Below are 21488 nucleotides of genomic sequence, written 5' to 3'. Positions count from 1 at the left end.
GACTGCCCCTGCAAAGAAAACTCGAATGGTCCGCAGATTAGCCGTTCGGCGGCGAGGGCGTCTTGTTTGATTCTGCATTCGGGCCCGAGCAAACGAAACACGATCGAACCCGAGGTGAAAGATGAAGCGAAATGAAGGGCCTCGAAGCCATGAAAAAAAGCCCCCGAAATTCGCTAAGCTGCTGTTCGCGCAGTGAAAAGCGGGGAGGTATCGCGTATAATTCGCTTTTGCGCCTATAGGATTTGCCATGCGTCTGATCCAAACAGCACTCACGTTCGATGACGTGCTCCTCGTCCCGGCCTTCTCCGATGTTTTGCCGCGCGACACCAGCCTCAAGACCCGGCTGACCCGCAACATCTCCCTCAATATGCCGCTCGTGTCCGCCGCCATGGACACCGTCACCGAAGCCCGCCTCGCCATCGCAATGGCGCAAATGGGCGGCGTGGGCATCATCCACAAGAACCTCACGGCGGCCGAGCAGGCGCGTGAAGTTGCCAAGGTCAAGCGGTTCGAGTCCGGCGTCGTGCGCGATCCGATCACGGTGCCGCCGCAAATGAAGGTGCGCGACGTGATCGCGCTGTCGCAACAGCATGGCATTTCGGGCTTTCCGGTGGTGGAAGGCGCGCAGTTGATCGGTATCGTTACCAATCGCGACCTGCGCTTCGAAGAGCGTCTGGACGAACCGGTGCGCAGCATCATGACGCCGCGTGAGCGGCTCGTGACCGTCAAGGAAGGCACTTCGCTCGCCGAGGCCAAGGCGCTGATGCACAGCCACCGCCTCGAGCGCGTGCTGGTCATCAACGACGCATTCGAACTGCGCGGCCTGATGACGGTGAAGGACATCACGAAGCAGACCGAACACCCGGACGCGTGTAAAGACGAACACGGCAAGCTGCGCGCGGGCGCCGCGGTCGGCGTCGGCGCAGACAACGAAGAGCGCGTGGAACTGCTGGTGCAGGCGGGCGTGGACGTGATCGTCGTCGATACCGCGCACGGACACAGCAAGGGCGTGCTCGAGCGCGTGCGCTGGGTCAAGCAGAAGTTCCCGCATGTCGAAGTGATCGGCGGCAACATCGCCACCGCGGCGGCAGCCAAGGCGCTCGTCGAATACGGCGCTGACGGCGTGAAGGTCGGTATCGGCCCGGGTTCGATCTGCACGACGCGCATCGTCGCCGGGGTCGGCGTGCCGCAGGTCACCGCGATCTCGAACGTATCGGAAGCGCTGAAGGGCACGGGCGTGCCGGTTATCGCCGACGGCGGCGTGCGCTTTTCGGGCGACGTCAGCAAGGCGCTCGCAGCAGGCGCGAACGCGGTGATGATGGGCAGCATGTTCGCCGGCACTGAAGAAGCGCCGGGCGACGTGTTCCTGTATCAGGGCCGCCAGTACAAGTCCTACCGCGGCATGGGCTCGGTCGGCGCGATGAAGGACGGCGCGGCGGACCGCTACTTCCAGGACAACTCGGCGAATATCGACAAGCTGGTGCCGGAAGGTATCGAAGGCCGTGTTGCCTACAAGGGCTCGGTCAATGCGATCCTGTTCCAGCTGATCGGCGGCGTGCGCGCCAGCATGGGTTACTGCGGCTGCCGCACGATTGCCGAGATGAACGAGAAGGCCGAGTTCGTGCAGATCACGGGCGCGGGCTTGCGCGAGTCGCACGTGCATGATGTGCAGATCACCAAGGAAGCGCCCAACTATCACGTGGACTAAACGCCAATGAAGCCATTGCTGCGCGCTGTACTGATCGTCGATGCGTTGTTGCTGCTTGGGTTCGGCCTGCTGTTTCTGCTGACGCCCTGGACTTCGTTGTACAACGCGCTGCTGTTGGTGCAAACGCAGCCGGCGCTGGCCGGCCAGGCGTTTGGCGTCGCGCTGATAGGGCTTGGGTGGCTCGCCTTGCATGCGTCGATCGACGGTGGGCTGACGTCGTCCGTTGCGAGGGTGGTGGGCCACGTGAACTGGTTGACCGGCGTGCTGATGCTGGTCTGGCTGCTCGGGCTGCATACGCCGGCGCTTAACGGCTTCGGGCAGATCGTCTCGGTGCTGACAGGTGTCGTGCTGCTCGTGTTGGGTCTGGGCGGCGTGCGGTTGTCGGGCGCGGTGCGGCGGCGCGAAAGGTTGCGCGTCGCTGAAGCCGTTGCCGCGGAGCGCGCGGAAAAGCAGGCTGCGAAAGACGCCGCGAAAAATGCGGCGAATAGTGCTGCAAACAGCGCGGCCACCCGGCGCGAACCCGTGGTTCCGGCCACGGCGGGCTTTCCGGTGTATCACGCGGAGCCGGTCGTCGAGCCGGTTCTTCCCGCTGCGCCTGCTGTGCCCGTCGCTCCAGCCACGCGGCCGGCCGGTCCCGCATCTTCAATGTCGTTGCATGCCACGACCAACGAGTCGGGCCTGAGCGCGTCAGAGCGTGCCGCACGCGCCGAAGCGGCAGCTGCTCGCGACGACGCCCGCAAGTCCGCCGCCGACGCGCCGGGCGCGCCCCGGCCGCCGTTTCATGGTTGACGCGCCGCGCGCCGCTCCGTCCGCAGAAGCCGCCGGAATCCGTACGCGCGCGCCGCAGGCAAGCTGCTGCGGCCGTGGCCGCGCGGTGGTGGTGCAAGTTCCGACAGGCTTCATCGTCGCGCTTCACAGCCAAATTTCTGGCCGATGGTTCCCAGGTGGACCGCTTTAAATTCAACGTCGCGCTTCGTGCGCGGCATTCCGTATTCGCTCACTTTTGACTCCGTCCGCTGCCATGCACGACAAGATACTGATCCTCGACTTTGGTTCGCAAGTCACCCAACTGATTGCACGTCGTGTTCGCGAAGCCAACGTGTATTCGGAAATTCATCCGTATGACGTCGACGCTTCGTTCATCCGCGACTTCGCGCCGAAGGGCGTGATCCTTTCCGGCGGCCCGAGTTCGGTCACCGAGACGGACACGCCGCGCGTGCCGCAAGCGGTGTTCGAACTCGGCGTGCCGGTGCTCGGCATCTGCTACGGCATGCAGGCCATGGCCGAGCAACTCGGCGGCAAGGTCGACATCGGCCATCTGCGCGAGTTCGGTTACGCCGAAGTGCGCGCGCGCAATCACACGAGCCTTCTCGAAGGCATCAGCGACTTCACCACGCCCGAAGGTCACGGCATGCTGAAGGTGTGGATGAGCCACGGCGACAAAGTGCTCGAAATGCCGCCGGGCTTCGCGCTGATGGCGTCGACGGAATCGTGCCCGATCGCGGCCATGGCCGACGAGACGCGCCGCTTCTACGGCTTGCAATGGCATCCGGAAGTCACGCACACCGTGCAGGGCCGCGCGATGCTCGAGCGCTTCGTGCTGCAGATTTGCCGCGCGCGGCCCGACTGGGAAATGGGCCACTATATCGACGAAGCCGTCACGAAGATTCGCGAGCAGGTCGGCGGCCAGCATGTGATTCTTGGCTTGTCGGGCGGCGTGGATTCGTCGGTGGCGGCGGCGCTGCTGCATCGCGCGATTGGCGATCAACTGACGTGCGTGTTTGTCGATCACGGCCTCTTGCGCCTGAACGAAGCCGAGCAGGTGATGGCCACGTTCGCGGATCACCTCGGCGTCAAAGTGATTCATGTGGACGCGAGCGACGTATTCCTGCGCAAGCTCGAAGGCGTGACCGATCCGGAAGCGAAGCGCAAGATCATCGGCGCGGAATTCGTCGAAGTGTTCCAGAAGGAAGCGGGCAAGCTGACTGACGCTAAGTGGCTCGCGCAAGGCACGATCTATCCGGATGTGATCGAATCGGCGGGCAAGGGCAAGAAGGCCACGCAGACCATCAAGAGCCACCACAATGTGGGCGGCCTGCCTGAGACGCTGAATCTCAAGCTGCTCGAACCGCTGCGCGAACTGTTCAAGGACGAAGTGCGCGAACTTGGCGTCAAGCTCGGTTTGCCGCCGGCAATGGTGTACCGCCATCCGTTCCCGGGCCCCGGTCTTGGCGTGCGGATTCTCGGCGAAGTGAAGCGCGATTTCGCGGACCTGCTGCGCCGCGCGGACGCGATTTTCATCGAGACGCTGCGCACGTTCATCGACAAGGAAACCGGCAAGTCCTGGTACGACCTGACGAGCCAGGCGTTCGCGGTGTTTCTGCCGGTGAAGAGCGTCGGTGTGATGGGTGATGGTCGGACTTATGAATACGTGGTCGCATTGCGCGCCGTGCAGACGTTGGACTTCATGACCGCGCACTGGGCGCATCTGCCGCACGAGCTACTGGGGCATGTGTCGAACCGGATCATTAATGAAGTGCGCGGGATCAACCGGGTGGTGTACGACATTTCCGGGAAGCCGCCGGCGACGATTGAGTGGGAGTAATTCAGGCTGCTCTGCAGCAGTCTGCAGACTGCACGCGCACCGGGCGGCGGCGGCGGTGATCGGGTCCGGCCGTAGCGGACGGTCGATCGAACTCGGCGATCCGTGAGCCGGGCAGGGCGGCTGCTACTCCAGCCACGTCCTGATGCCCGCGATGTACTCGGCCATCTTTCCGCGAGCCTGTTCCTTGTCACGGGCGATGACCGCCAGTGCGACCCCTCGATGGTATTCCTTGATCCTTGCCACGACGCGATCGCGGTCGGCGCGGCCGCGCCGGTGAAAGGTGGAATGCGCATCAGCCAGCTGCAGGACGATGCAGTCGAACAGTCGCAGTGCGGGGTCACCGCATAGTTCGGCAAGCAGGAAATGAAAGCGCAGCAGTTCATCGGCGCCGGCGCCGCCGTCGAGTTGCGCCTCGCCCTGTACCTGCTCGCGCAGTCTTTGTTCCCCTTCATCATCCAGTCGTTCGATGACGAGATCCAGGGCGGCCAGTTCAAGCGCGTGGCGCGTCGCGAGAATATCGCGCGGCGCGACGCCCGCATACTCCAGGTAGACGCTGACTGCCTGCATCGTCGCGCTCAGATCGGGCCGAGCGACGAACAGGCCCGCGCCGGTGCCGCGCTGCACTTTCGCGATCGAGTGGTGCTCGAGCAGCCGGATCGCTCCGCGCAACGCGGCGCGGCTTGCTCCATGGATTTTCATTAACTCCTGCTCGGAGCCGAGCGGCAGTCCCACTGGCCATCCCAGTTCGATGATGTGCTTCAGGATCGAGATGAACAGCGTCTGCGCGCGCGTGACCGGTGCGCCGAACGCGTTGCGTTTGCGTCGGAGCGTGACGGGTGCAGTTAGTACCGGCGTCATCGCGGTCAGCATCGAAAGCCATTGCTGACGAGGCGCGTCGACCGGATGCGTGCCTTCACGCAGCTTCTCGCGGCGTTGCGCAGCGAACTGGTTAAAGAGCGCGACATCGGCTGCCGGCACGATCAACGTCAGGCTCGCCATACCCTGGGCCGTCTTGCGTGCGCGATAGTCGGCGACCCGTTCTGCGGACGACTTTGCCATTTTGTGATTCGGCGATATAAAAACACGAATGCCGTTCAATATACCGCACGTGGCGTTACATGTAACGGAGTTTTCTGACGGGACAGCCGATGGGTTCGCGCGCGCGAATGGGAAGGCCGTCAAATCAACGCGTTAGCGTCAATTGGGCTCCGCGATTTTCGCGGGCGGTGGGTGGAGGGCGGTGCGCGCAGATCGGTTGATTTTTCTCAGCGAGCCGGGATACCTATAGTAGGTCTCCTCAACCACTTCATTACCGTGACCGGATATCGACCATGAGCGACACGAAACCCACCATGCCGCGCCGCGGCGACTTTGGTTGGCAGCCCCTCGTGAGTGCCTTCGAGCCCACCATCGAGGACATGCTGTCAAACCGCGCCTACTTCGGCATGCCGCCGGAGGCGCTGTATCTGTGGGGAACGTTTCGCGACGAGGATGGAGAAATCTACTGCCCGATGCGGCGGATCCCCGCCGGTCTCCGGACGGACGCAAAGGACACCCGCCGCCGCTTTTATCTGTGTACGACACTCGGCCATGACGACGGTATGCACATGCATCCGGTCGGCAAGCAGTCGGTGCCGAACGATGGCTTTTCGAGAGAGCTCGAAGGTGACCGCATCCACTGGCGTAGCCATCCGCAGGCGCCCGGCAACCGCTTTCACGTGACCTGGACGCCCGAGGATTGCAGCTGGTACGAAGAGAACGGCATGGATATCAAGGGCAAGCTCGTCAAGCCCGGCATGCACTGGTATCTGCCGGGACGTGACGCGGGCATGTACTACGTCGCGAACATCTTCGAGATGGAAGGGACGATACTCGGAAAGAAGGTGCGCGGCATGATCGGCTTCGATCCGATCCATATGTACGAGGGCGGCGAGATCTACAAGACGAAAGATGCGCTGGTGCAGGAGAAGCTGGAACTCGTCTGGTACACGTGGGCGACGCGTTATAAGGACGGCAGCATCGACTTCGGCCACTTCACGCTCGGTAACGACATGTTCGGCTTCGCGATTCTCGGCAACGAGAAAGGCGAGGTGCGCTTTACCTATGACGTGACGGGCACCATCGATTTCGGCGCGAACGGGTATTGGCAGGAAGGCATCCGTTACTCAGCGTTCGGCGAAGAGTGGGAGTTCATGCCCGATCCGAAGGGGCGCCTGGTCGGCCTCGGCACGCTAAAGAACCCGCAAGTGGACGGCCGGTGGCGCCGCGTTGGCGACACACGCGAACCGGACGTCTGGTTTGCGTGGGGAGAGGCAGCACCGGAGCACGGCGATCGTCCGGTCAATCGGCTGCCGGGCCTGGGCACGCGAGTCGGCGTGAACTTCCGCAAATACTGACACCGCCGGCAAGGCTCTCGCGATCAAGCCTGCTGACGCAGCAAGCGACGGGAAAGCGAGTTGTAATTTCATACACCTTGGAATGGATACGCAATTCGGTGCCATCTGCGACGCTCGCCTACCGAACGTCGCTGCACCTTTGCGTGGCAGGCCTGATCATTGAAGCGAGGGAACGACAGTGTTGGCGAGCAAAGCGAAGGAGAAGGCAGAGAGCGAAAAGGTCGGTGCCGGTGGACCTGGTCAGATTGAAGGCCGGATCGAAGGACTCGCCGCTCAGGACCGGCAGTTTCGGGATGCAATGCCGATAGCAGCCGTGAACGAAGCAAAGCTGCGTCCCGGCTTGGGCCTGGCGCAGATCGTCGCTGTTTGTCTCGAAGCGTATGCAGACCGGCCGGCGCTGGCGCGACGGGCGACCAGCGTCGTGGCCGATCCCGTGACGGGGCGCGCTTCCCTTCGGCTGGAACCTGCTTTCGAGACGTTGACGTATCGGCAACTGTGGTCCCGAGCACGGGCACTGGCGAATACCTGGTACCACAGCGAGAGCAGTCCGCTGCGCGCGAACGATCTCCTTTGTGTGATCGCGTTTGCTGGTGTCGATTTTACGACTGTTGACCTCGCAGCAATCCACAACGGCGTGGTTGTCGTCCCGCTTCAGACCAATGCGCCCCAGCAGCAGTTACGCGATATCGTCAAGGAGGTCCAGCCACGATGGCTGGCGACGAGCCTCGAGTGTCTCGAAACCGCAATAGATCTCGTGCTGGACGGGCATCGTCCTTCGGGCCTGTTGCTATTCGACTATCACCCGGAGGTCGATGACGAGCGGGAGCGTTACGAGCGCGCGCAGACGAGACTAGCTGCGTCAGGCATGTCCGACCTTTTGCTGATCTTGCAGGCCGCCATTGATGGTGGAAGCCGACTGGAGCCAGCGCCGCTCTATTCGGAAGAGGACACCGAAAGGAGGATGTGCACGATCTATTACACTTCCGGCAGCACTGGATCGCCCAAGGGCGCCATGTACCCGGAGCTGATGGTGAAAGCGAGTTGGTGCGCGGTCTCGTCGCTGCCGCTGCTGTATATGCATTACATGCCGATGAATCATTCTTTCGGGCGCAGCGGGGTGTTTTTGACGCTCGGCTCCGGAGGCACCTGCCACTTCACCGCCAAGGCCGATCTATCTTCGTTATTCGATGATATTGGCCTTGCCCGCCCGACTTCGATGGGCATCGTGCCGCGTATTTGTGAAATGCTCCATCAGCAGTATCACGTTGGACTTGAGCGTCGTCGCTCGGAGAGCGTGGATATCGCTGTGCTGAAGCGTGAACTAATGATGGACGTTCGAAACCGGGTGCTAGGCGGACGCCTACTAAGTGGAAACTTCGGCTCTGCACCTCTCGCCCCCGATCTGCGGCAGTTCATGGAAGATTGCCTTGGATTCAAGCTGGACGACCATTACGGTGCAACTGAGATTTCCGGCGCAGTACGCAATACGTATGTCATGCGGCCACCGGTCGTCGATTACAAGCTCGACGATGTCCCCGAACTCGGGTACTTCAAAACGGATCGTCCTTATCCGCGTGGCGAGCTACTCATCAAGACGGACAGCCTCATGCTTGGCTATTTCAAGCGGCCCGAGGTCACTGCGTCCGTGTTCGATGCGGACGGATTCTATAAGACTGGCGATATCATGGCCGAGATCGGCGAAGACCAATTGGTCTATGTAGACCGGCGTAATAACGTACTGAAACTCGCACAGGGCGAGTTCGTAGCGATATCGCGACTGGAGGCCCTTTATACCAACGGGCACGCTTTGATTCGTCAGGTCTATTTGTACGGCACTAGCGAGCGCTCATTTCTGCTGGGCGTATTCGTACCGAATGAAGACGTCCTAACGGAAGAAGGAATTGCCGGCGACGATCGGGCGATCCACTCGGCAATCCGGAAAGCCATCAAGGAGGTGGCGCGTACCGAGCAGTTAAACGGGTACGAGGTGCCGCGGGATTTCATCATCGAGCGTGAGCCGTTCAGCGTTGAAAACGGCCTGTTGGCTGGTATCGGAAAGTATCAGCGGCCCAGGTTCAAGGAGCGCTACGGCGCGCGCCTGGAAGATCTGTACATCGAGATCGCCGCAAGTCAGACCAACGAACTGGAGTCATTGCGCCGCGAAGGCCGGGATGCACCGGTAGCACAAGTGGTTGCCCGAATCGCAGGTGCGACGTTGGGCATCGACGTGCCGGATCTTTCAGTGAATGCGACCTTCACGGAACTGGGAGGGGACTCACTATCGGCACTATCATGCTCCCTTCTCCTTGAGGAGATTTACGGTGTCGAGGTGCCAGTAGGCGTTATCAATAACCCGGCCGGCGGTCTGCTGCATGTGTCCCGGTACATCGAGCGCGCAAGACAAGGCGCTCACCAGCGCCCGACTTTCGCTTCGATCCACGGTCGAGGCGCCACGCAGATTCGCGCCAGCGACCTGACCATCGACAAGTTTCTGGATGCCGAAACGCTCGCGCGTGCGTCGGATTTGAAACCGGCCAGGGCCCATATCCGGACTGTGCTAGTCACGGGTGCAAACGGCTTCCTGGGCCGTTTTCTGTGTCTTGAGTGGCTGCAGCGTGTGGCCGCAGTGGGCGGTAAGGTGATCTGTATTATGCGAGGCCGCGATGCATCGGCGGCCAGGGAACGTATCGCGCAGGTCTTCGAGACTGGCGACGCGAATCTTCAGAAGCAGTTTGAAGCGCTCGCCGCCGAGCACCTCGAAGTTCTTGCGGGTGATCTGGGTGAGCACAATCTCGGACTGAGTCCCGCCGATTGGCAACGCCTCGCAGACGAAGTCGATCTGATCGTTCACCCGGCCGCGCTTGTCAATCACGTGCTCCCATACTCGCAACTTTTCGGGCCGAACGTGCTCGGCACCGCGGAACTGATCTGTCTCGCGTTGACGATTAGAACCAAGCCCATCAGCTTCGTCTCAACCGTCGCTGCCGCGGCGATTCCAGAGGGTGGTTTGATCGATGAGGATGCAGATGTGCGCGCGGCTACGCCGGTTCGTCCTCTCGATGGCGACCGCTACGCCGACGGCTATGCGAACAGCAAGTGGGCCGGTGAAGCGCTTCTGCGCGACGCCAACGAGCGATTTGGTCTTCCGGTCGCCGTATTCCGGTCGGGCATGATCCTCGCCCATAGCCAGTTCATTGGCCAGCTCAATGTTCCAGACATGTTCACACGGTGGCTTTTGAGCATCGCTATGACCGGTCTGGCACCTCGAAGCTTTTACGCAGAAGGTGATGCAAATGCGCACTACGATGGTTTGCCGGTGGACTTCACCGCGAAATCGATCGCTGCGCTAACTGCGGATGCATTAGCGGGATACAGGACGTGGCATGTTGTGAACCCACATGACGACGGCATTTCGATGGATACATTCGTCGATTGGGCAACCGTTCACGGCTGCCAGATCCGGCGTATCGACGAGTATGCCAACTGGCTCGCGCGCTTTGAAACGGCTTTGCGTGCTCTTCCGGAGAAGGTGCGCCAGCAGTCTTCTCTACCGCTTATTCATCAATTGCGCGTCCCTTCGCCGCGCGTCGCCGGCACCAGCGTGCCAACCGTTAGATTCGAGGACGATGTGCGCAAATTCATGGTCGCAGGCGATGGGCGGATTCCCCATATCTCCGCGGACTTCATTGGTAAGTACCTTGCGGATATGCGCCATCTTCGACTGATGAACTGAAAGTTCGTCGTAACAAATTATCGTTGAGAGATTCCATGACCGATGCTATCAACGGCTACGCGTGCGCCGCTCCGGGTGCCGCGCTCGCACCTTTCCAGTTTGCCCGGCGCCATCCGCGGGTCGACGATGTCGTCATTGAAATCCAGTACTGCGGCGTGTGCCACTCGGATCTCCATCAGGCACATAACGACTGGGGCAATACTCGCTATCCGGTCGTACCAGGGCATGAAATCATCGGCCGCGTCATCAATGTCGGCGCGTCGGTGAGCCGTTTCAGGACGGGCGATATTGTTGGCGTTGGCTGCCTGGTTGATTCCTGCGGGGATTGTCCGCCGTGCTGCGAAGGTGAAGAGCAATATTGCTTGAATAGGCCTACCCCAACCTACAACGGTGTCGACCGCCACGATGGATCAACGACGTACGGGGGTTACTCGGAGCGGATCGTTGTCGCGGAGAAGTTCGTGCTGCGAATTCCGGACCGTCTGGACTTGAAGGCAGCCGCGCCGTTGTTGTGCGCGGGGATCACGAGCTATTCACCCTTGCGCCACTGGAACGTCGGGCGCGGTCAGAGAGTTGCTGTTGTCGGTCTAGGTGGCCTAGGCCATATGGGATTGAAGTTCGCCAAGGCGCTGGGAGCCGAGGTTACGCTAATTACGCGTAGTGCAGGCAAGGAGCAGGAGGCTCGGCGCCTCGGTGCAGACGATGTGCTCGTGTCCAGCGATCCTGCGCAGATCGGCCCTGCGGCGGGGCGTTTCGATCTCATTCTCGATACAATCCCGACCCCGCATGACCTCAATCCCTACCTGTCTACGTTACGGTTGAATGGTACGCTTGTGCTGGTTGGCTTGATCGGCCCCATTGCGCCACCCGTTCACAGCGGTTTGCTGGTGACTGCACGGAGGTCCGTAGCTGGTTCCGCGATCGGAGGGGTAGAGCAGATGCAGGAAATGCTGGACTTCTGCGCTGCGCACGACATCAACTGCGATGTGGAAATGATCAGGATGCAAGACATCAATCGCGCCTATGAGCGATTGCTCAAAAGCGATGTGCGTTATCGCTTTGTGATTGACATGGGCTCACTGAAAGCGCGGGTACCGGCTGAATGATTACTCGAGCCGCGCTCATTGTGCTGATGACGGCCCCGGTGTACCGCCGCCGCATCGAACCGTGCGCGACTCCTTGGCATTCTGTCATTCTTCTCCTATGGTGAGCCATTGCGTAACTCGCATTGGCGTATGGAGAACCGGTCGGGCACCTAGTCAGCCGGAAACCCTGCGCCAGGCATTGCGAAGCCGGATCTCCGTGCCGCTCAAGACCGAGGCTAAGGGTGGCATCGTCGGCATTTGAGCCTGTCATCGTCGCCGTATGACATGTTGCGGGCGAACGGCGCGTCTGCTCGTCTGCCAACTCACACACGCCGACGGTCGCGCGTTCGTGCGCTTTCCGGCGACGTAGCGCTCGAAATCCAAACGAGGCGCTACGCACGTCACGGATGCGAGCCGAGCGTTGGGCGAGCTGCGCGACGGCGCAGAATCACCGACGCGGCCGTGCCGCGTGTGCGGTGATTCGGTCAGGGCAGGGCGCATTTTGCCCTCACTTCTGGCCTGACGAATCAGTTACGAGGAGCCGTCCTTGGCCACGTTGGGTGCCCTGCGTTCTAGTCTCATGTACATGTTCGCCGCCACGATACCAAAGATAATGTGAGCCAGCGCGCTGACCCAGTTCCGCGCCTCCGCGAACCACGGAAAAAATTGGGTCATGCCATAGAAATTGATTATGTAGACGATCCCGCCGAAAACGGCACCCGCGAGCGTTGCCATCCCCACGCTCGAGTCGAGGCTGAACGACACCGCGATCAGGCTGAGGATGAGCGCGAGAACGATTGCAAGGGCGAAATGGACGATGAAGGCTGCAAGGACAATGCCGACCGAGAACGCATGCGGCGATCGCAATGCGCCACGCCCCAAGATGATGGCGGCGATCATTCGTGGAGGTTCCGTCAGGCTCTGGCCGGTCACGAGCGTCATCAGAAAAACCCCCAATATGAGGAATATCGCCCCGGCGATAATCCCCGCCAGGGCGGCTGCCCGCCAGTCGGGCTGACGATGCGTGAAATGATGAGAATCCAGGTGAAGTTCCACAATTTCTCTCCCAATCGATCCGGATATTTCATTTTAGGTCGAGCAGTCGATCCTGCCGGATGCAAGCGCGTGGGCCTGCCAAAGCGGTCCACTGTTTGACGAACTCCCGGCGTAAAGCGCCGCACCCAGCGGAGGATCCCCGTGTGCGCCAGCGATAGACGCCGTTCAGCCATCGTCTCGGCCAGATCGCGCAGGCTAAACGATATCCCTGGATATCAAACAACTGATGTCTCTCGGGCGGGTGGGTACTCCCGGTCGGTGGAGCGTGGCTCGCCAGAGCGGTTCGTCACAAAGACCAATACGCTGACAAGGTTATATATACAAGTCTAGAATGGAATCGGCGTTGGGCCGTTCGCGAATACTTTTCCCAGAACGGAAAGCGATTCGCGACGTGGTAAGGACTCCCAATACAGAACATGCCGCTCGCTCCGAACGTGCGGATTTCGTTTCGATTTAATCTGGACCAAATGGGTCCTGATTAAAGCGGGAGGTGTTCCGATGTTGCGCATGAGCAAACTTGCCGATTACGGCACGGTGATCATGACCGCGATGGCGCGCGATCCCGATGCCGTGCACAGCGCAAGCAGTATTGCGGCGGCGACCGGGGTCGCGATGCCTACGGTGTCAAAGGTGCTGAAAGTGCTGACGCGGGGTGGTGTCGTGCAGTCGCTGCGTGGCACAAACGGCGGTTACCTGCTGCCTCGGCCGCCCGCGCGGATCACGCTGGCGGAGGTGATCGCCGTCGTCGACGGCCCGATCGGTGTGACCGAATGCAGCACTACGCCCGGCCTGTGTGTCCAGGAGGCGGCGTGTGGGGTGCGCGCCAACTGGCAGAAGGTCAATCGCCTGATTTACGAAGCGTTGCAGCAGGTCACGCTGGCGGACATGGCTGGCCCCACCTTGCGCGCGGTCGATATCAGCGCGATCCGCGCGCGTAGTATCCCAAACTATCGCGCGGGCGCGATGCCTGCGCGTAAGTCGACTGACGGAGGCCACGCATGAGCGCATCCACAACCGGTTTCGATGAGCTGATCAGCCGCGAATACCAGCACGGTTTCGTGACTCATGTGCAGGCCGATGCGCTTCCGCGCGGCCTCAGCGAGGACGTGGTCCGGCTTATTTCGGTGAAGAAAGACGAGCCGGCGTTCATGCTCGAATGGCGACTCGCGGCCTATCGCCACTGGCTCACGATGATCGAGCCGCATTGGGCGACGGTCGAACACCCGCCGATCGATTATCAGAACATCATCTATTATTCCGCGCCGATGACGCAGAAGAATCGTCCGAAGAGTCTGGATGAAGTCGATCCGGAACTGCTGCGTACCTACGAAAAGCTGGGTGTGCCGCTGAGGGAGCGCGAACTGCTGGCGGGCGTAGCGGTGGATGCGGTGTTCGACAGCGTGTCGGTAGCGACTACGTTCCGCGAAAAGCTGGCGGAACTCGGCATCGTGTTCTGTTCGTTCTCGGATGCCGTACAGCATCATCCCGAACTGGTGCGAAAGTATCTCGGCTCGGTCGTGCCGCACACCGACAATTTCTTCGCTGCGCTTAATTCTGCCGTGTTCAGCGATGGCTCGTTCTGCTATATCCCGCCGGGCGTGCGCTGCCCGATGGAACTGTCGACCTACTTCCGTATCAACGCACAGAACACCGGGCAGTTCGAGCGCACGCTGATCGTCGCGGACAAAGGCGCGTATGTGAGCTATCTGGAAGGCTGCACCGCGCCGATGCGCGACGAAAACCAGCTGCATGCCGCCGTGGTCGAGCTGGTCGCGCTGGAAGGGGCACAGATCCGCTATTCGACCGTGCAGAACTGGTATCCGGGCGATGCGTCGGGCAAGGGCGGCATCTACAACTTCGTGACCAAACGTGGCGACTGCCGCGAGGCGAATTCGAAGATTTCATGGACTCAGGTGGAAACCGGCTCGGCGATTACGTGGAAGTATCCGAGCGTGATCCTGCAGGGAGATAACTCGCTCGGTGAATTCTATTCGGTGGCGCTGACCAACCACTACCAACAGGCCGATACCGGAACGAAGATGGTTCACCTCGGCCGCAATACGCGCAGCACGATTCTGTCCAAGGGCATTTCGGCTGGCCGCGGAAAGAACGCGTATCGCGGCCTCGTGAAAGTCGGCCGTGCGGCGGAAGGCGCTCGCAACTACACGCAGTGCGATTCGCTTTTGCTCGGAAACCGTTGCAGCGCTCACACGTTCCCCTACATCGAGGTCAAGAACCCGACCGCGAAGGTCGAACACGAAGCGTCGACATCACGCATCGGCGAAGACCAGTTGTTCTATTGCCGGCAGCGTGGATTGTCGAAGGAAGATGCGGTGTCGATGATCGTGAACGGCTTCTGCAAGGAGGTGTTCAAGGAGCTGCCGATGGAGTTTGCAGTCGAGGCGCAAAAGCTGCTCGGCGTGAGCCTGGAAGGCGCCGTCGGATAACCCACAGCGATTCGCGAGGGATTCGGACCATGCTTGAAATCAGCAATCTGCAGGTCGAAGTCGACGGCAAAAAAATTCTGCGCGGCATCGATCTGGGTGTAAAGGCCGGCGAGGTGCACGCGATCATGGGCCCGAACGGCTCGGGCAAGAGCACGCTTGCCCAGGTGCTGGCCGGGCGCGAGGACTTTGCTGTCACGGGCGGCGAGGTCTCGTATCTCGGCCGCGACCTGCTGGCGCTCGCACCCGAGGAGCGCGCGCACCAAGGACTGTTTCTCGCGTTCCAGTATCCCGTCGAGATACCGGGCGTGAGCAACGTTTATCTGCTGAAGGCGGCGCTGAACGCGCAGCGGCGGTATTGTGGCGAACCGGAGCTCGATGCGATGGAGTTTCTGGAACGGGTCAAGGAGCGGATGACGCTGATGCAGATGGACGAGAGTCTGCTGTATCGCGCCGTGAACGAAGGTTTTTCGGGCGGAGAGAAAAAACGCAACGAGATTCTGCAGATGGCCGTGCTGGAGCCCCGGCTCGCCATTCTCGACGAAACGGATTCCGGACTCGACATCGACGCATTGCAGATTGTCGCGCGGGGCGTCAACAGCATGCGCAACCCCGAACGGGCGATCGTGCTCGTGACGCACTATCAGCGGCTATTGGACTACGTCGTGCCGGACCGCGTGCATGTGCTGGCGAATGGCCGGATCGTGAAGTCGGGGTCCCGTGAACTGGCGCTGGAGCTAGAGCGTAAAGGCTATGGTTGGATCGACGATGAAGCGGTGCAACCAGAAAATAGAGCAAGCCAGGAAAGTGCGGGGCATCCATGAAAGACGAATCTCTCGACCATTTCCATCAGGCTTTTGGGCAACTCGCGAAGACGTTGCCCGGCGCTGAATTTTCGTGGCTGCGTGCCGCGCGCCGAAGCGCGTTCGACCAGTTCGACGCGCTGGGTTTGCCGACTACGCGGCACGAGGACTGGAAATACACGAACGTGTCGGCGATTGGCAAGCGTCCCTGGCATTTCAGGGCACAACGCACCGACGATAGCGACGTGCGGCACGTCATCGATGAGTTCAAGCTGGACCCGGCCGGGCATCGACTGGTCTTTGTCAACGGTCGGCATGTGCCGCGGCCGTCGAAGCTGAATGGCTTGCCGCATGGGGTATTTGTAGGCTCGCTCACGCGGGCGTTGAGAGAAATGCCGCAACGGCTTGAGGCGGCGATCGCCTCGCAGGCATATACAGATGGCTTTGCCGCGCTGAACACGGCGTTTATGACGGATGGGTTTGCCATCGTGCTGCCGCCTGGCGAAGTCATCGATCAACCGCTGCAGATCCTGTTCCTGACCGACGAAGCGGGTCTTGCGGTGCAGCCGTTCAATGTCGTGCTTGCGGGAGCACGCTCGGGCTGCACGATCGTCGAGCATTTTGTAGGACTGAGCGACGACGCGTACTGGACCAACGCCGTTACCCGCATCGTCGCAGACGAGCAGGCGGACGTGCAGCACTATCGGTTGCAGCAAGAGGGCCCGAAGGCTTTCCATATCGCGTCGGTCGCCGCTGCGCAGCAACGCGGCAGCTGTTTTACCTCACATGCGTTCGCGTTCGGCGCCGCGTTGTCGCGCACTGGTATCGGCACAAGCCTGAACGCCGCGAACGCGCAAGCGACGTTGAACGGTCTCTATTTCATCGGGGATCGGCAGCACGTCGATCACCACACGCGCATCGATCATACAGAGCCTCATTGCACGAGTCGCGAATATTACCGCGGGGTGCTCGACGGCGCTGCGCGCGGCGTGTTCAACGGGCGCGTCATCGTGCATCGCGACGCGCAGCAAACGGACACGCATCAGGCGAATCACAACCTGCTGCTGTCACGCGATGCGGAAATCGACACGAAGCCGCAACTCGAGATCTACGCCGACGACGTGAAATGCACACACGGCGCGACGGTCGGTCAACTGGACGACAACCAGCTGTTCTATTTACGTGCTCGGGGTGTCGAAGAGCGCATGGCGCGGGCGCTACTGACATACGCATTTGCGCGCGACATTGTCGAACGTGTGCGCATCGATTCGCTGCGTGGCCGACTCGAAAACCTGCTGTTCGCGCGCACCCCGGAAGGCGAGCGCATCAGGGAGTTGCTATGAAGCCGATCGAACAGATGCAGGCGCCCGATCCGCGCAACGTCGCGCACTGGCGAGCCGATTTTCCGATTCTGGGTGAGCGCGTGCATGGGCGGCCATTGGTCTATCTCGACAATGGCGCCACTACGCAAAAGCCCGCCTCGGTCATCTACGCAGAAAACGCTTACTACCGGCATAGCAACGCCAATGTGCACCGCGGCGTGCATCTGCTTTCGCAGCGCGCGACCGATTCATTCGAGGCCGCACGCGCGAAGATTGCACGCTTCGTCAATGCGCAGCGTCCGGAGGAGATCGTGTTCGTGCGTGGCACGACCGAAGCGATCAATCTCGTCGCCCAGAGCTATGCTCGCCCGCGGATCAAGCCCGGCGACGAAATCCTGATTAGCGCGATGGAGCACCATTCGAACATTGTGCCGTGGCAGCTCGTCTGCGAGCAGACGGGCGCGGCGCTGAAAGTCGTGCCGATCGACGATACGGGCGCGCTCGATGCCGACGCGTACGAGCGCTTGTTAAGTGAACGTACGCGGCTGGTCGCGATGACGCACCTGGCCAACGCGCTCGGCAGCATCAATCCGGTGGAGCGCATCGTTGCAGCGGCACACGCGTGCGGCGTGCCGGTGCTGCTGGATGGCGCGCAGGCAATCGCGCATCTGCCGGTCGACGTCCGCGCGATAGATTGCGATTTCTACGCGTTTTCCGGGCATAAGGTGTACGGACCGACTGGCATTGGCGTGCTATACGCCAAGGCCGCACTGCTTGAAGCGATGCCGCCGTGGCAGGGCGGCGGCGACATGATCCGCTCCGTAACGTTCGAGAAAACGGAATACAACGCGATTCCATGGAAGTTCGAGGCGGGTACGCCGAACATTGCCGGCGCGATTGCGCTGGGCGCGGCGCTCGACTATGTCGACAGCCTCGGCATGGAAGTCGTCGCCGCGCACGAGAACGAACTGCTCGCCTATGCAACGGATGCACTGCGGGCGATACCGGGTTTGCGTTTCATCGGTAGCGCACGCGACAAGGCAAGCATTCTGTCGTTCGTGCTCGACGGCGTGCATGCCCATGATGTCGGCACGATTCTCGATCATCACGGCATCGCCGTGCGTGCGGGCCATCATTGCGCGATGCCGGTGATGCAGCGCTTCGGCGTACCGGCGACCGTGCGCGCGTCGCTCGCCCTCTACAACATGCAGCAGGATATCGACGCGCTGATCGAAGGTCTCGGCACGGTCAGGGAGATATTCGGAACATGAGCGATCTGCGCGATCTGTATCAGGAAGTCATCTTCGACCACTACCGGCGGCCACGTAACTGTCATGGACTGTCCGGTGCCAATCACACGGCCGAGGGCTATAACCCGTTGTGCGGCGACCGGATTACGGTTTATCTGCGAATCGAGGACGGCATCGTCAAAGAGGCGTGTTTCGAAGGCGCAGGCTGTGCAATTGCGACAGCATCAGCGTCGCTGATGACCGAGGCGCTGAAAGGCAAAACGGAAGCAGAGGCCGAGGCGCTGTTCGGGCGCTTTCACGACATGGTGACAACGGCCGCCGCAGGGGAGGCCGCAGCCGCGCCGGAGATGGGCAAGCTGGCGGTGTTGTCCGGTGTACGTGAATTTCCCGAGCGTGTGAAGTGCGCGACGCTGGCCTGGCATACGCTGCACGCCGCGCTGCACGACCAGCATCGCCCCGTTTCGACAGAGTGAGGCAGACGATGAGCACATTCGACTGGCTGAAGCATGCCGAGGCGGCACAACCCGGCAGTGGCACGACAACAGAACGTCTTGAAGAACGCGTGATCGATGCGCTGCGCACCGTATTCGACGCGGAGATTCCGGTCAACATCTACGATTTGGGGCTAGTTTATGGTCTTGACGTGGACGAAGCCGAAGGCCGCGTTGGGATCCGCATGACGCTGACCGCGCCGGGCTGCCCGGTCGCGCAGACCTTCCCGGCGACGGTAGAGGATGCGGTGTTCTCGGTGAGCGGAGTGAAAGACGTGCACGTTGAGCTGGTGTGGGATCCACCGTGGTCGAGAGACCGGATGTCGGATGCGGCGCGCCTGCAATTGGGGATGCTTTGACATGTCCGACTGGGTCGATGTCGCCGCGATCGGGGATTTTCCGGCCGGGTCTGTTCGCAGCGTCGAGGTCGATGGCGCGCAGGTTGCTGTGTTCAACGTCGACGGCACCTGTTATGCAATCGAGGATGTCTGCCCGCACGACGGCGGCATCCTGACGGGCGGTGTGGTGGAAGGCGACGTGGTCGTCTGTCCGCGCCACGGTGCACGATTTTGCATCAGGACCGGAAAGGTGCTGGCGCCGCCGGCATATGAGGATGTGGTGGCGTTTCCGGTGCGGATCGAGGCGGGCGTCGTTCAGGTACGTGACGAGCGGTGGGATTGAGGTGCGCTGTCGACCGGCTCTCGTTCTCACGACAGCGCCCTCATGCGCCGTCACGACGCCCGGCCCCCTGATGCAGCTCGCCGCCTTGCATCAAGCGCCGGGCGATGTCGGCCGTTTGCAGCGTCCCGCGTTCAGTGGGTGAATGGGCGGCGAGATAGCGGGCGACCGCAATGAGAATGTGGCGGCCTTCGCCAGTATCGCTCCACACAGCGAACTGCCGGACCCCGGCCTCCAGCATCTGATAGGCGTGGAAGCCTGCATCTTCGCGCAGCACTGCAAGCGCAAGCGTGGCGATGAGCGCCTGTGGCGGATGGCCGAGCGTGAGATGCCGCGCTACCAGCCGTGCTGCAAGATCAACCTGTCGCTGGCGGTCGAAGGCGTCGAGCAAGGCGGTGCGGATCGTATCAGCATCGGCAGGGAGGTCGTCGGGCTGGTCATTGCCATCGCCGGGGATGCGGGCCGCTGGCACATTCAGATAGCGGGCAAGGTAGAGCGCCATGGCTCCGTGCATGATGCCGCGCACGGCCGTGATGTAACCGTCGATGTCCACGGTCCCGATCCGCCTGAGCATCTGGTGGAGCGCGTTAGCATAGGTAAAGACGTGGTGCGCCGTCTCCCAGTCGGCATGCTCGTTGGCATTGCCGAAGTGAGCCACCCGGAGCGCCGCGCCGTAAGCGAGGGATCGACCAAGATCAACCGGAGCGGCGCCTGCGCGGATCGCCGCCTTGAGCGCGTCAATGATCTTCGCTGGATCGTCACCGAGCAGCTCCCGGGCGAGCGCCGCGTGGTCCGACCAGCGTTGCGAGCGGCGCCCCTCAGCGAACAGGTCCGAGATCTGGCTGGCTGATTCGTCACACAGCGCAACAAGATCAACGGGCTGGCGCCACGCGGTCGATTCCTCGGCACCACGGGCCGCCACCATCTGACCGACGATAGTAGGCAGCAAAGCTGGCGCGTGCTCCCAGCCGATCAGGTCGAGGCACTCGAACGCCTTGTTGATGAAGTCAAGCGAATGACCGGCGTCGGCGAACGCCCGTTCGGTCCCGGCCGAAAGCAGGGCGTCGGCGAGCACAGCCGGTGAAGCACCCGCGGCGATCGCCGTCAGCAGCGTGCGCTCGGCCGCCTCGCGATGGCGCACGTTGGTCCAAAGGCGCAGCCAACGCTTGAACACGGCGGGCTCTGGCCGGCTTGCCAGCGGCGCGCGCCGCCGCCGCGGCGCCTCGCCTTCGCAGTCCGTCGCCACGCGGCGCGCGCCCTGGAACAGGGCGAGATAGGCTTCGTCCTCTGGCAGCACGGGCAACAGATTGGCGAGCGCCGTGAGTATCGTCAGACCGACGCCCCAGCCATCACGGTTCTGCGCCCCGAACAGCGCCACCTGTTGCACGATATCGGCCACCGGTACCTCGGCCGCGAGTTGACCATGCACAGCCTTGGCGATGACGAGTCCGAGGTCGTGCGCGAGGCCGTCCGCAAGCCGCTGATGCCAGTGCGCCGCAGGATCGGGATAACCGAACGTGGTCGTCAGCCAGACGTCGCCATTGCGCACCTCGACTGCGCAGACCGGTACATCGTCTGCCCACAGGTCGAAGGTGCAGCCGCTTTCGACATCGAAGCGGGCGTGGTGCCAATGACAGGTCAGGATGCCGTCCTCGACGGTGCCGCGCTCGAGCGGGAAGCCCATGTGTGGGCAACGATTGTCGAGGGCGAAGACGCGCCCGCGGTCGTAGATGACGAGGATCGGACGATGGCCACCTTGCACAACGAGCCGCCCCTTCGCCTTCAGTTCTTCAAGGCTCCCCACGAGCACGAATTCCTTGTTCGGCGCGTCCATGTCTATACCCTCCGGCACTCGTCCCTTCAGGGACGTTGTCGACATAAGCATACTCTTGTGCAAAACGCGAAAGGCCGCCGTGG

Annotated in this window: 17 protein-coding genes and 1 pseudogene; 14 read left to right on the top strand and 4 right to left on the bottom strand. The window is 61.7% G+C overall.

The genetic code is table 11. The features are described from left to right. The first annotated feature begins 247 nt into the window (after window positions 1-247). The 3 genes from guaB (at window position 248) to guaA (ending at window position 4313) form a co-directional block, all read left to right on the top strand. A complete protein-coding gene (gene guaB, locus C0Z16_RS20210; RefSeq protein ID WP_102633881.1) occupies window positions 248-1708 on the top strand; it encodes an IMP dehydrogenase in 1461 nt (486 codons plus the stop codon). A 6-nt stretch (window positions 1709-1714) separates the two neighbouring features. Further along, window positions 1715-2497, top strand: coding sequence for a hypothetical protein (locus C0Z16_RS20205; protein ID WP_102633880.1), 783 nt, complete (start codon window positions 1715-1717; stop codon window positions 2495-2497). A gap of 232 nt (window positions 2498-2729) precedes the next feature. Further along, on the top strand, window positions 2730-4313 hold the full coding sequence (gene guaA, locus C0Z16_RS20195; protein WP_102633878.1) for a glutamine-hydrolyzing GMP synthase: 1584 nt from the start codon (window positions 2730-2732) through the stop codon (window positions 4311-4313). Between the two features lie 123 nt (window positions 4314-4436). Here guaA and C0Z16_RS20190 read toward each other — a convergent pair whose 3' ends face one another. Then, complete coding sequence (locus C0Z16_RS20190) at window positions 4437-5372, bottom strand: FadR/GntR family transcriptional regulator (RefSeq protein ID WP_102633877.1); 936 nt, start codon at window positions 5370-5372, stop codon at window positions 4437-4439. 272 nt (window positions 5373-5644) lie between these two features. Here C0Z16_RS20190 and C0Z16_RS20185 point away from each other — a divergent pair, with 272 nt between their 5' ends. From C0Z16_RS20185 to C0Z16_RS20175, 3 genes are all read left to right on the top strand, one after another. After that, window positions 5645-6709, top strand: coding sequence for a hypothetical protein (locus C0Z16_RS20185; RefSeq protein ID WP_102633876.1), 1065 nt, complete (start codon window positions 5645-5647; stop codon window positions 6707-6709). Between the two features lie 178 nt (window positions 6710-6887). After that, window positions 6888-10442, top strand: coding sequence for a carboxylic acid reductase (gene car, locus C0Z16_RS20180; RefSeq protein ID WP_208638635.1), 3555 nt, complete (start codon window positions 6888-6890; stop codon window positions 10440-10442). 35 nt (window positions 10443-10477) lie between these two features. Beyond that, window positions 10478-11548, top strand: a complete 1071-nt coding sequence (locus C0Z16_RS20175; RefSeq protein ID WP_102633875.1) for an NAD(P)-dependent alcohol dehydrogenase — start codon at window positions 10478-10480, stop codon at window positions 11546-11548. A gap of 510 nt (window positions 11549-12058) precedes the next feature. On the opposite strand, the gene C0Z16_RS20170 is transcribed toward C0Z16_RS20175, so the two are convergent. Together C0Z16_RS20170 and C0Z16_RS39740 are read right to left on the bottom strand one after the other, a co-directional pair. Further along, window positions 12059-12583 (bottom strand): hypothetical protein, encoded by a 525-nt coding sequence (locus C0Z16_RS20170; protein ID WP_102633874.1) that lies wholly within the window; start codon window positions 12581-12583, stop codon window positions 12059-12061. Window positions 12584-12659: 76 nt separating this feature from the next. After that, window positions 12660-12780 (bottom strand): annotated as a pseudogene (locus C0Z16_RS39740) (IS6 family transposase); the annotation flags it as partial. Between the two features lie 301 nt (window positions 12781-13081). Between C0Z16_RS39740 and C0Z16_RS20160 the strand changes: the two are divergent. From C0Z16_RS20160 to nirD, 8 genes are read left to right on the top strand one after another with little or no spacing between them, the layout of a single operon-like run. Beyond that, window positions 13082-13585 (top strand): SUF system Fe-S cluster assembly regulator, encoded by a 504-nt coding sequence (locus tag C0Z16_RS20160; protein ID WP_102633873.1) that lies wholly within the window; start codon window positions 13082-13084, stop codon window positions 13583-13585. Further along, window positions 13582-15030 carry a Fe-S cluster assembly protein SufB gene (gene sufB / locus C0Z16_RS20155; protein ID WP_102633872.1) on the top strand — a complete coding sequence of 483 codons (1449 nt, stop codon included), beginning with the start codon at window positions 13582-13584 and terminating at the stop codon, window positions 15028-15030. Before C0Z16_RS20160 ends, sufB begins: the two co-directional genes overlap by 4 nt. 29 nt (window positions 15031-15059) lie before the next feature. Then, window positions 15060-15851, top strand: coding sequence for a Fe-S cluster assembly ATPase SufC (gene sufC / locus C0Z16_RS20150; protein ID WP_102633871.1), 792 nt, complete (start codon window positions 15060-15062; stop codon window positions 15849-15851). Next, window positions 15848-17173 carry a Fe-S cluster assembly protein SufD gene (gene sufD / locus C0Z16_RS20145; RefSeq protein WP_102633870.1) on the top strand — a complete coding sequence of 442 codons (1326 nt, stop codon included), beginning with the start codon at window positions 15848-15850 and terminating at the stop codon, window positions 17171-17173. Before sufC ends, sufD begins: the two co-directional genes overlap by 4 nt. Beyond that, complete coding sequence (locus tag C0Z16_RS20140) at window positions 17170-18423, top strand: cysteine desulfurase (protein WP_102633869.1); 1254 nt, start codon at window positions 17170-17172, stop codon at window positions 18421-18423. Before sufD ends, C0Z16_RS20140 begins: the two co-directional genes overlap by 4 nt. Beyond that, entirely contained in the window at window positions 18420-18875 is a 456-nt protein-coding gene (sufU, locus tag C0Z16_RS20135; RefSeq protein ID WP_102633868.1) for a Fe-S cluster assembly sulfur transfer protein SufU, read from the top strand. The genes C0Z16_RS20140 and sufU overlap by 4 nt, the downstream gene beginning before the upstream one ends. Before the next feature lie 8 nt (window positions 18876-18883). After that, a complete protein-coding gene (locus tag C0Z16_RS20130) occupies window positions 18884-19252 on the top strand; it encodes an SUF system Fe-S cluster assembly protein (protein WP_102633867.1) in 369 nt (122 codons plus the stop codon). A 1-nt stretch (window position 19253) separates the two neighbouring features. After that, a complete protein-coding gene (gene nirD, locus C0Z16_RS20125; RefSeq protein WP_090811477.1) occupies window positions 19254-19574 on the top strand; it encodes a nitrite reductase small subunit NirD in 321 nt (106 codons plus the stop codon). A 40-nt stretch (window positions 19575-19614) separates the two neighbouring features. Here the strand turns inward: nirD and C0Z16_RS20120 are convergent, their stop codons facing one another. Beyond that, window positions 19615-21405, bottom strand: a complete 1791-nt coding sequence (locus C0Z16_RS20120; protein ID WP_175130635.1) for a Rieske (2Fe-2S) protein — start codon at window positions 21403-21405, stop codon at window positions 19615-19617. Window positions 21406-21488 lie beyond the last annotated feature (83 nt).

Origin of the sequence: Paraburkholderia rhynchosiae (assembly GCF_002879865.1) — a bacterium.
GTDB classification, from domain to species: Bacteria; Pseudomonadota; Gammaproteobacteria; order Burkholderiales; family Burkholderiaceae; genus Paraburkholderia; species Paraburkholderia rhynchosiae.
The sequence above is the reverse complement of the archived record's forward strand: the minus strand, read 5'-3'. Positions and strand labels throughout refer to the sequence as shown.

Excerpts from the sequence above, each read along its gene's own strand:
- guaB (WP_102633881.1), top strand. The coding sequence starts at position 248 with ATGCGTCTGATCCAAACAGCACTCACGTTCGATGACGTGCTCCTCGTC.
- C0Z16_RS20205 (WP_102633880.1), top strand. The coding sequence starts at position 1,715 with ATGAAGCCATTGCTGCGCGCTGTACTGATCGTCGATGCGTTGTTGCTG.
- guaA (WP_102633878.1), top strand. The coding sequence starts at position 2,730 with ATGCACGACAAGATACTGATCCTCGACTTTGGTTCGCAAGTCACCCAA.
- C0Z16_RS20190 (WP_102633877.1), bottom strand. The coding sequence starts at position 5,372 with ATGGCAAAGTCGTCCGCAGAACGGGTCGCCGACTATCGCGCACGCAAG.
- C0Z16_RS20185 (WP_102633876.1), top strand. The coding sequence starts at position 5,645 with ATGAGCGACACGAAACCCACCATGCCGCGCCGCGGCGACTTTGGTTGG.
- C0Z16_RS20175 (WP_102633875.1), top strand. The coding sequence starts at position 10,478 with ATGACCGATGCTATCAACGGCTACGCGTGCGCCGCTCCGGGTGCCGCG.
- C0Z16_RS20160 (WP_102633873.1), top strand. The coding sequence starts at position 13,082 with ATGTTGCGCATGAGCAAACTTGCCGATTACGGCACGGTGATCATGACC.
- sufB (WP_102633872.1), top strand. The coding sequence starts at position 13,582 with ATGAGCGCATCCACAACCGGTTTCGATGAGCTGATCAGCCGCGAATAC.
- sufC (WP_102633871.1), top strand. The coding sequence starts at position 15,060 with ATGCTTGAAATCAGCAATCTGCAGGTCGAAGTCGACGGCAAAAAAATT.
- sufD (WP_102633870.1), top strand. The coding sequence starts at position 15,848 with ATGAAAGACGAATCTCTCGACCATTTCCATCAGGCTTTTGGGCAACTC.
- C0Z16_RS20140 (WP_102633869.1), top strand. The coding sequence starts at position 17,170 with ATGAAGCCGATCGAACAGATGCAGGCGCCCGATCCGCGCAACGTCGCG.
- sufU (WP_102633868.1), top strand. The coding sequence starts at position 18,420 with ATGAGCGATCTGCGCGATCTGTATCAGGAAGTCATCTTCGACCACTAC.
- C0Z16_RS20130 (WP_102633867.1), top strand. The coding sequence starts at position 18,884 with ATGAGCACATTCGACTGGCTGAAGCATGCCGAGGCGGCACAACCCGGC.
- nirD (WP_090811477.1), top strand. The coding sequence starts at position 19,254 with ATGTCCGACTGGGTCGATGTCGCCGCGATCGGGGATTTTCCGGCCGGG.
- C0Z16_RS20120 (WP_175130635.1), bottom strand. The coding sequence starts at position 21,405 with ATGGACGCGCCGAACAAGGAATTCGTGCTCGTGGGGAGCCTTGAAGAA.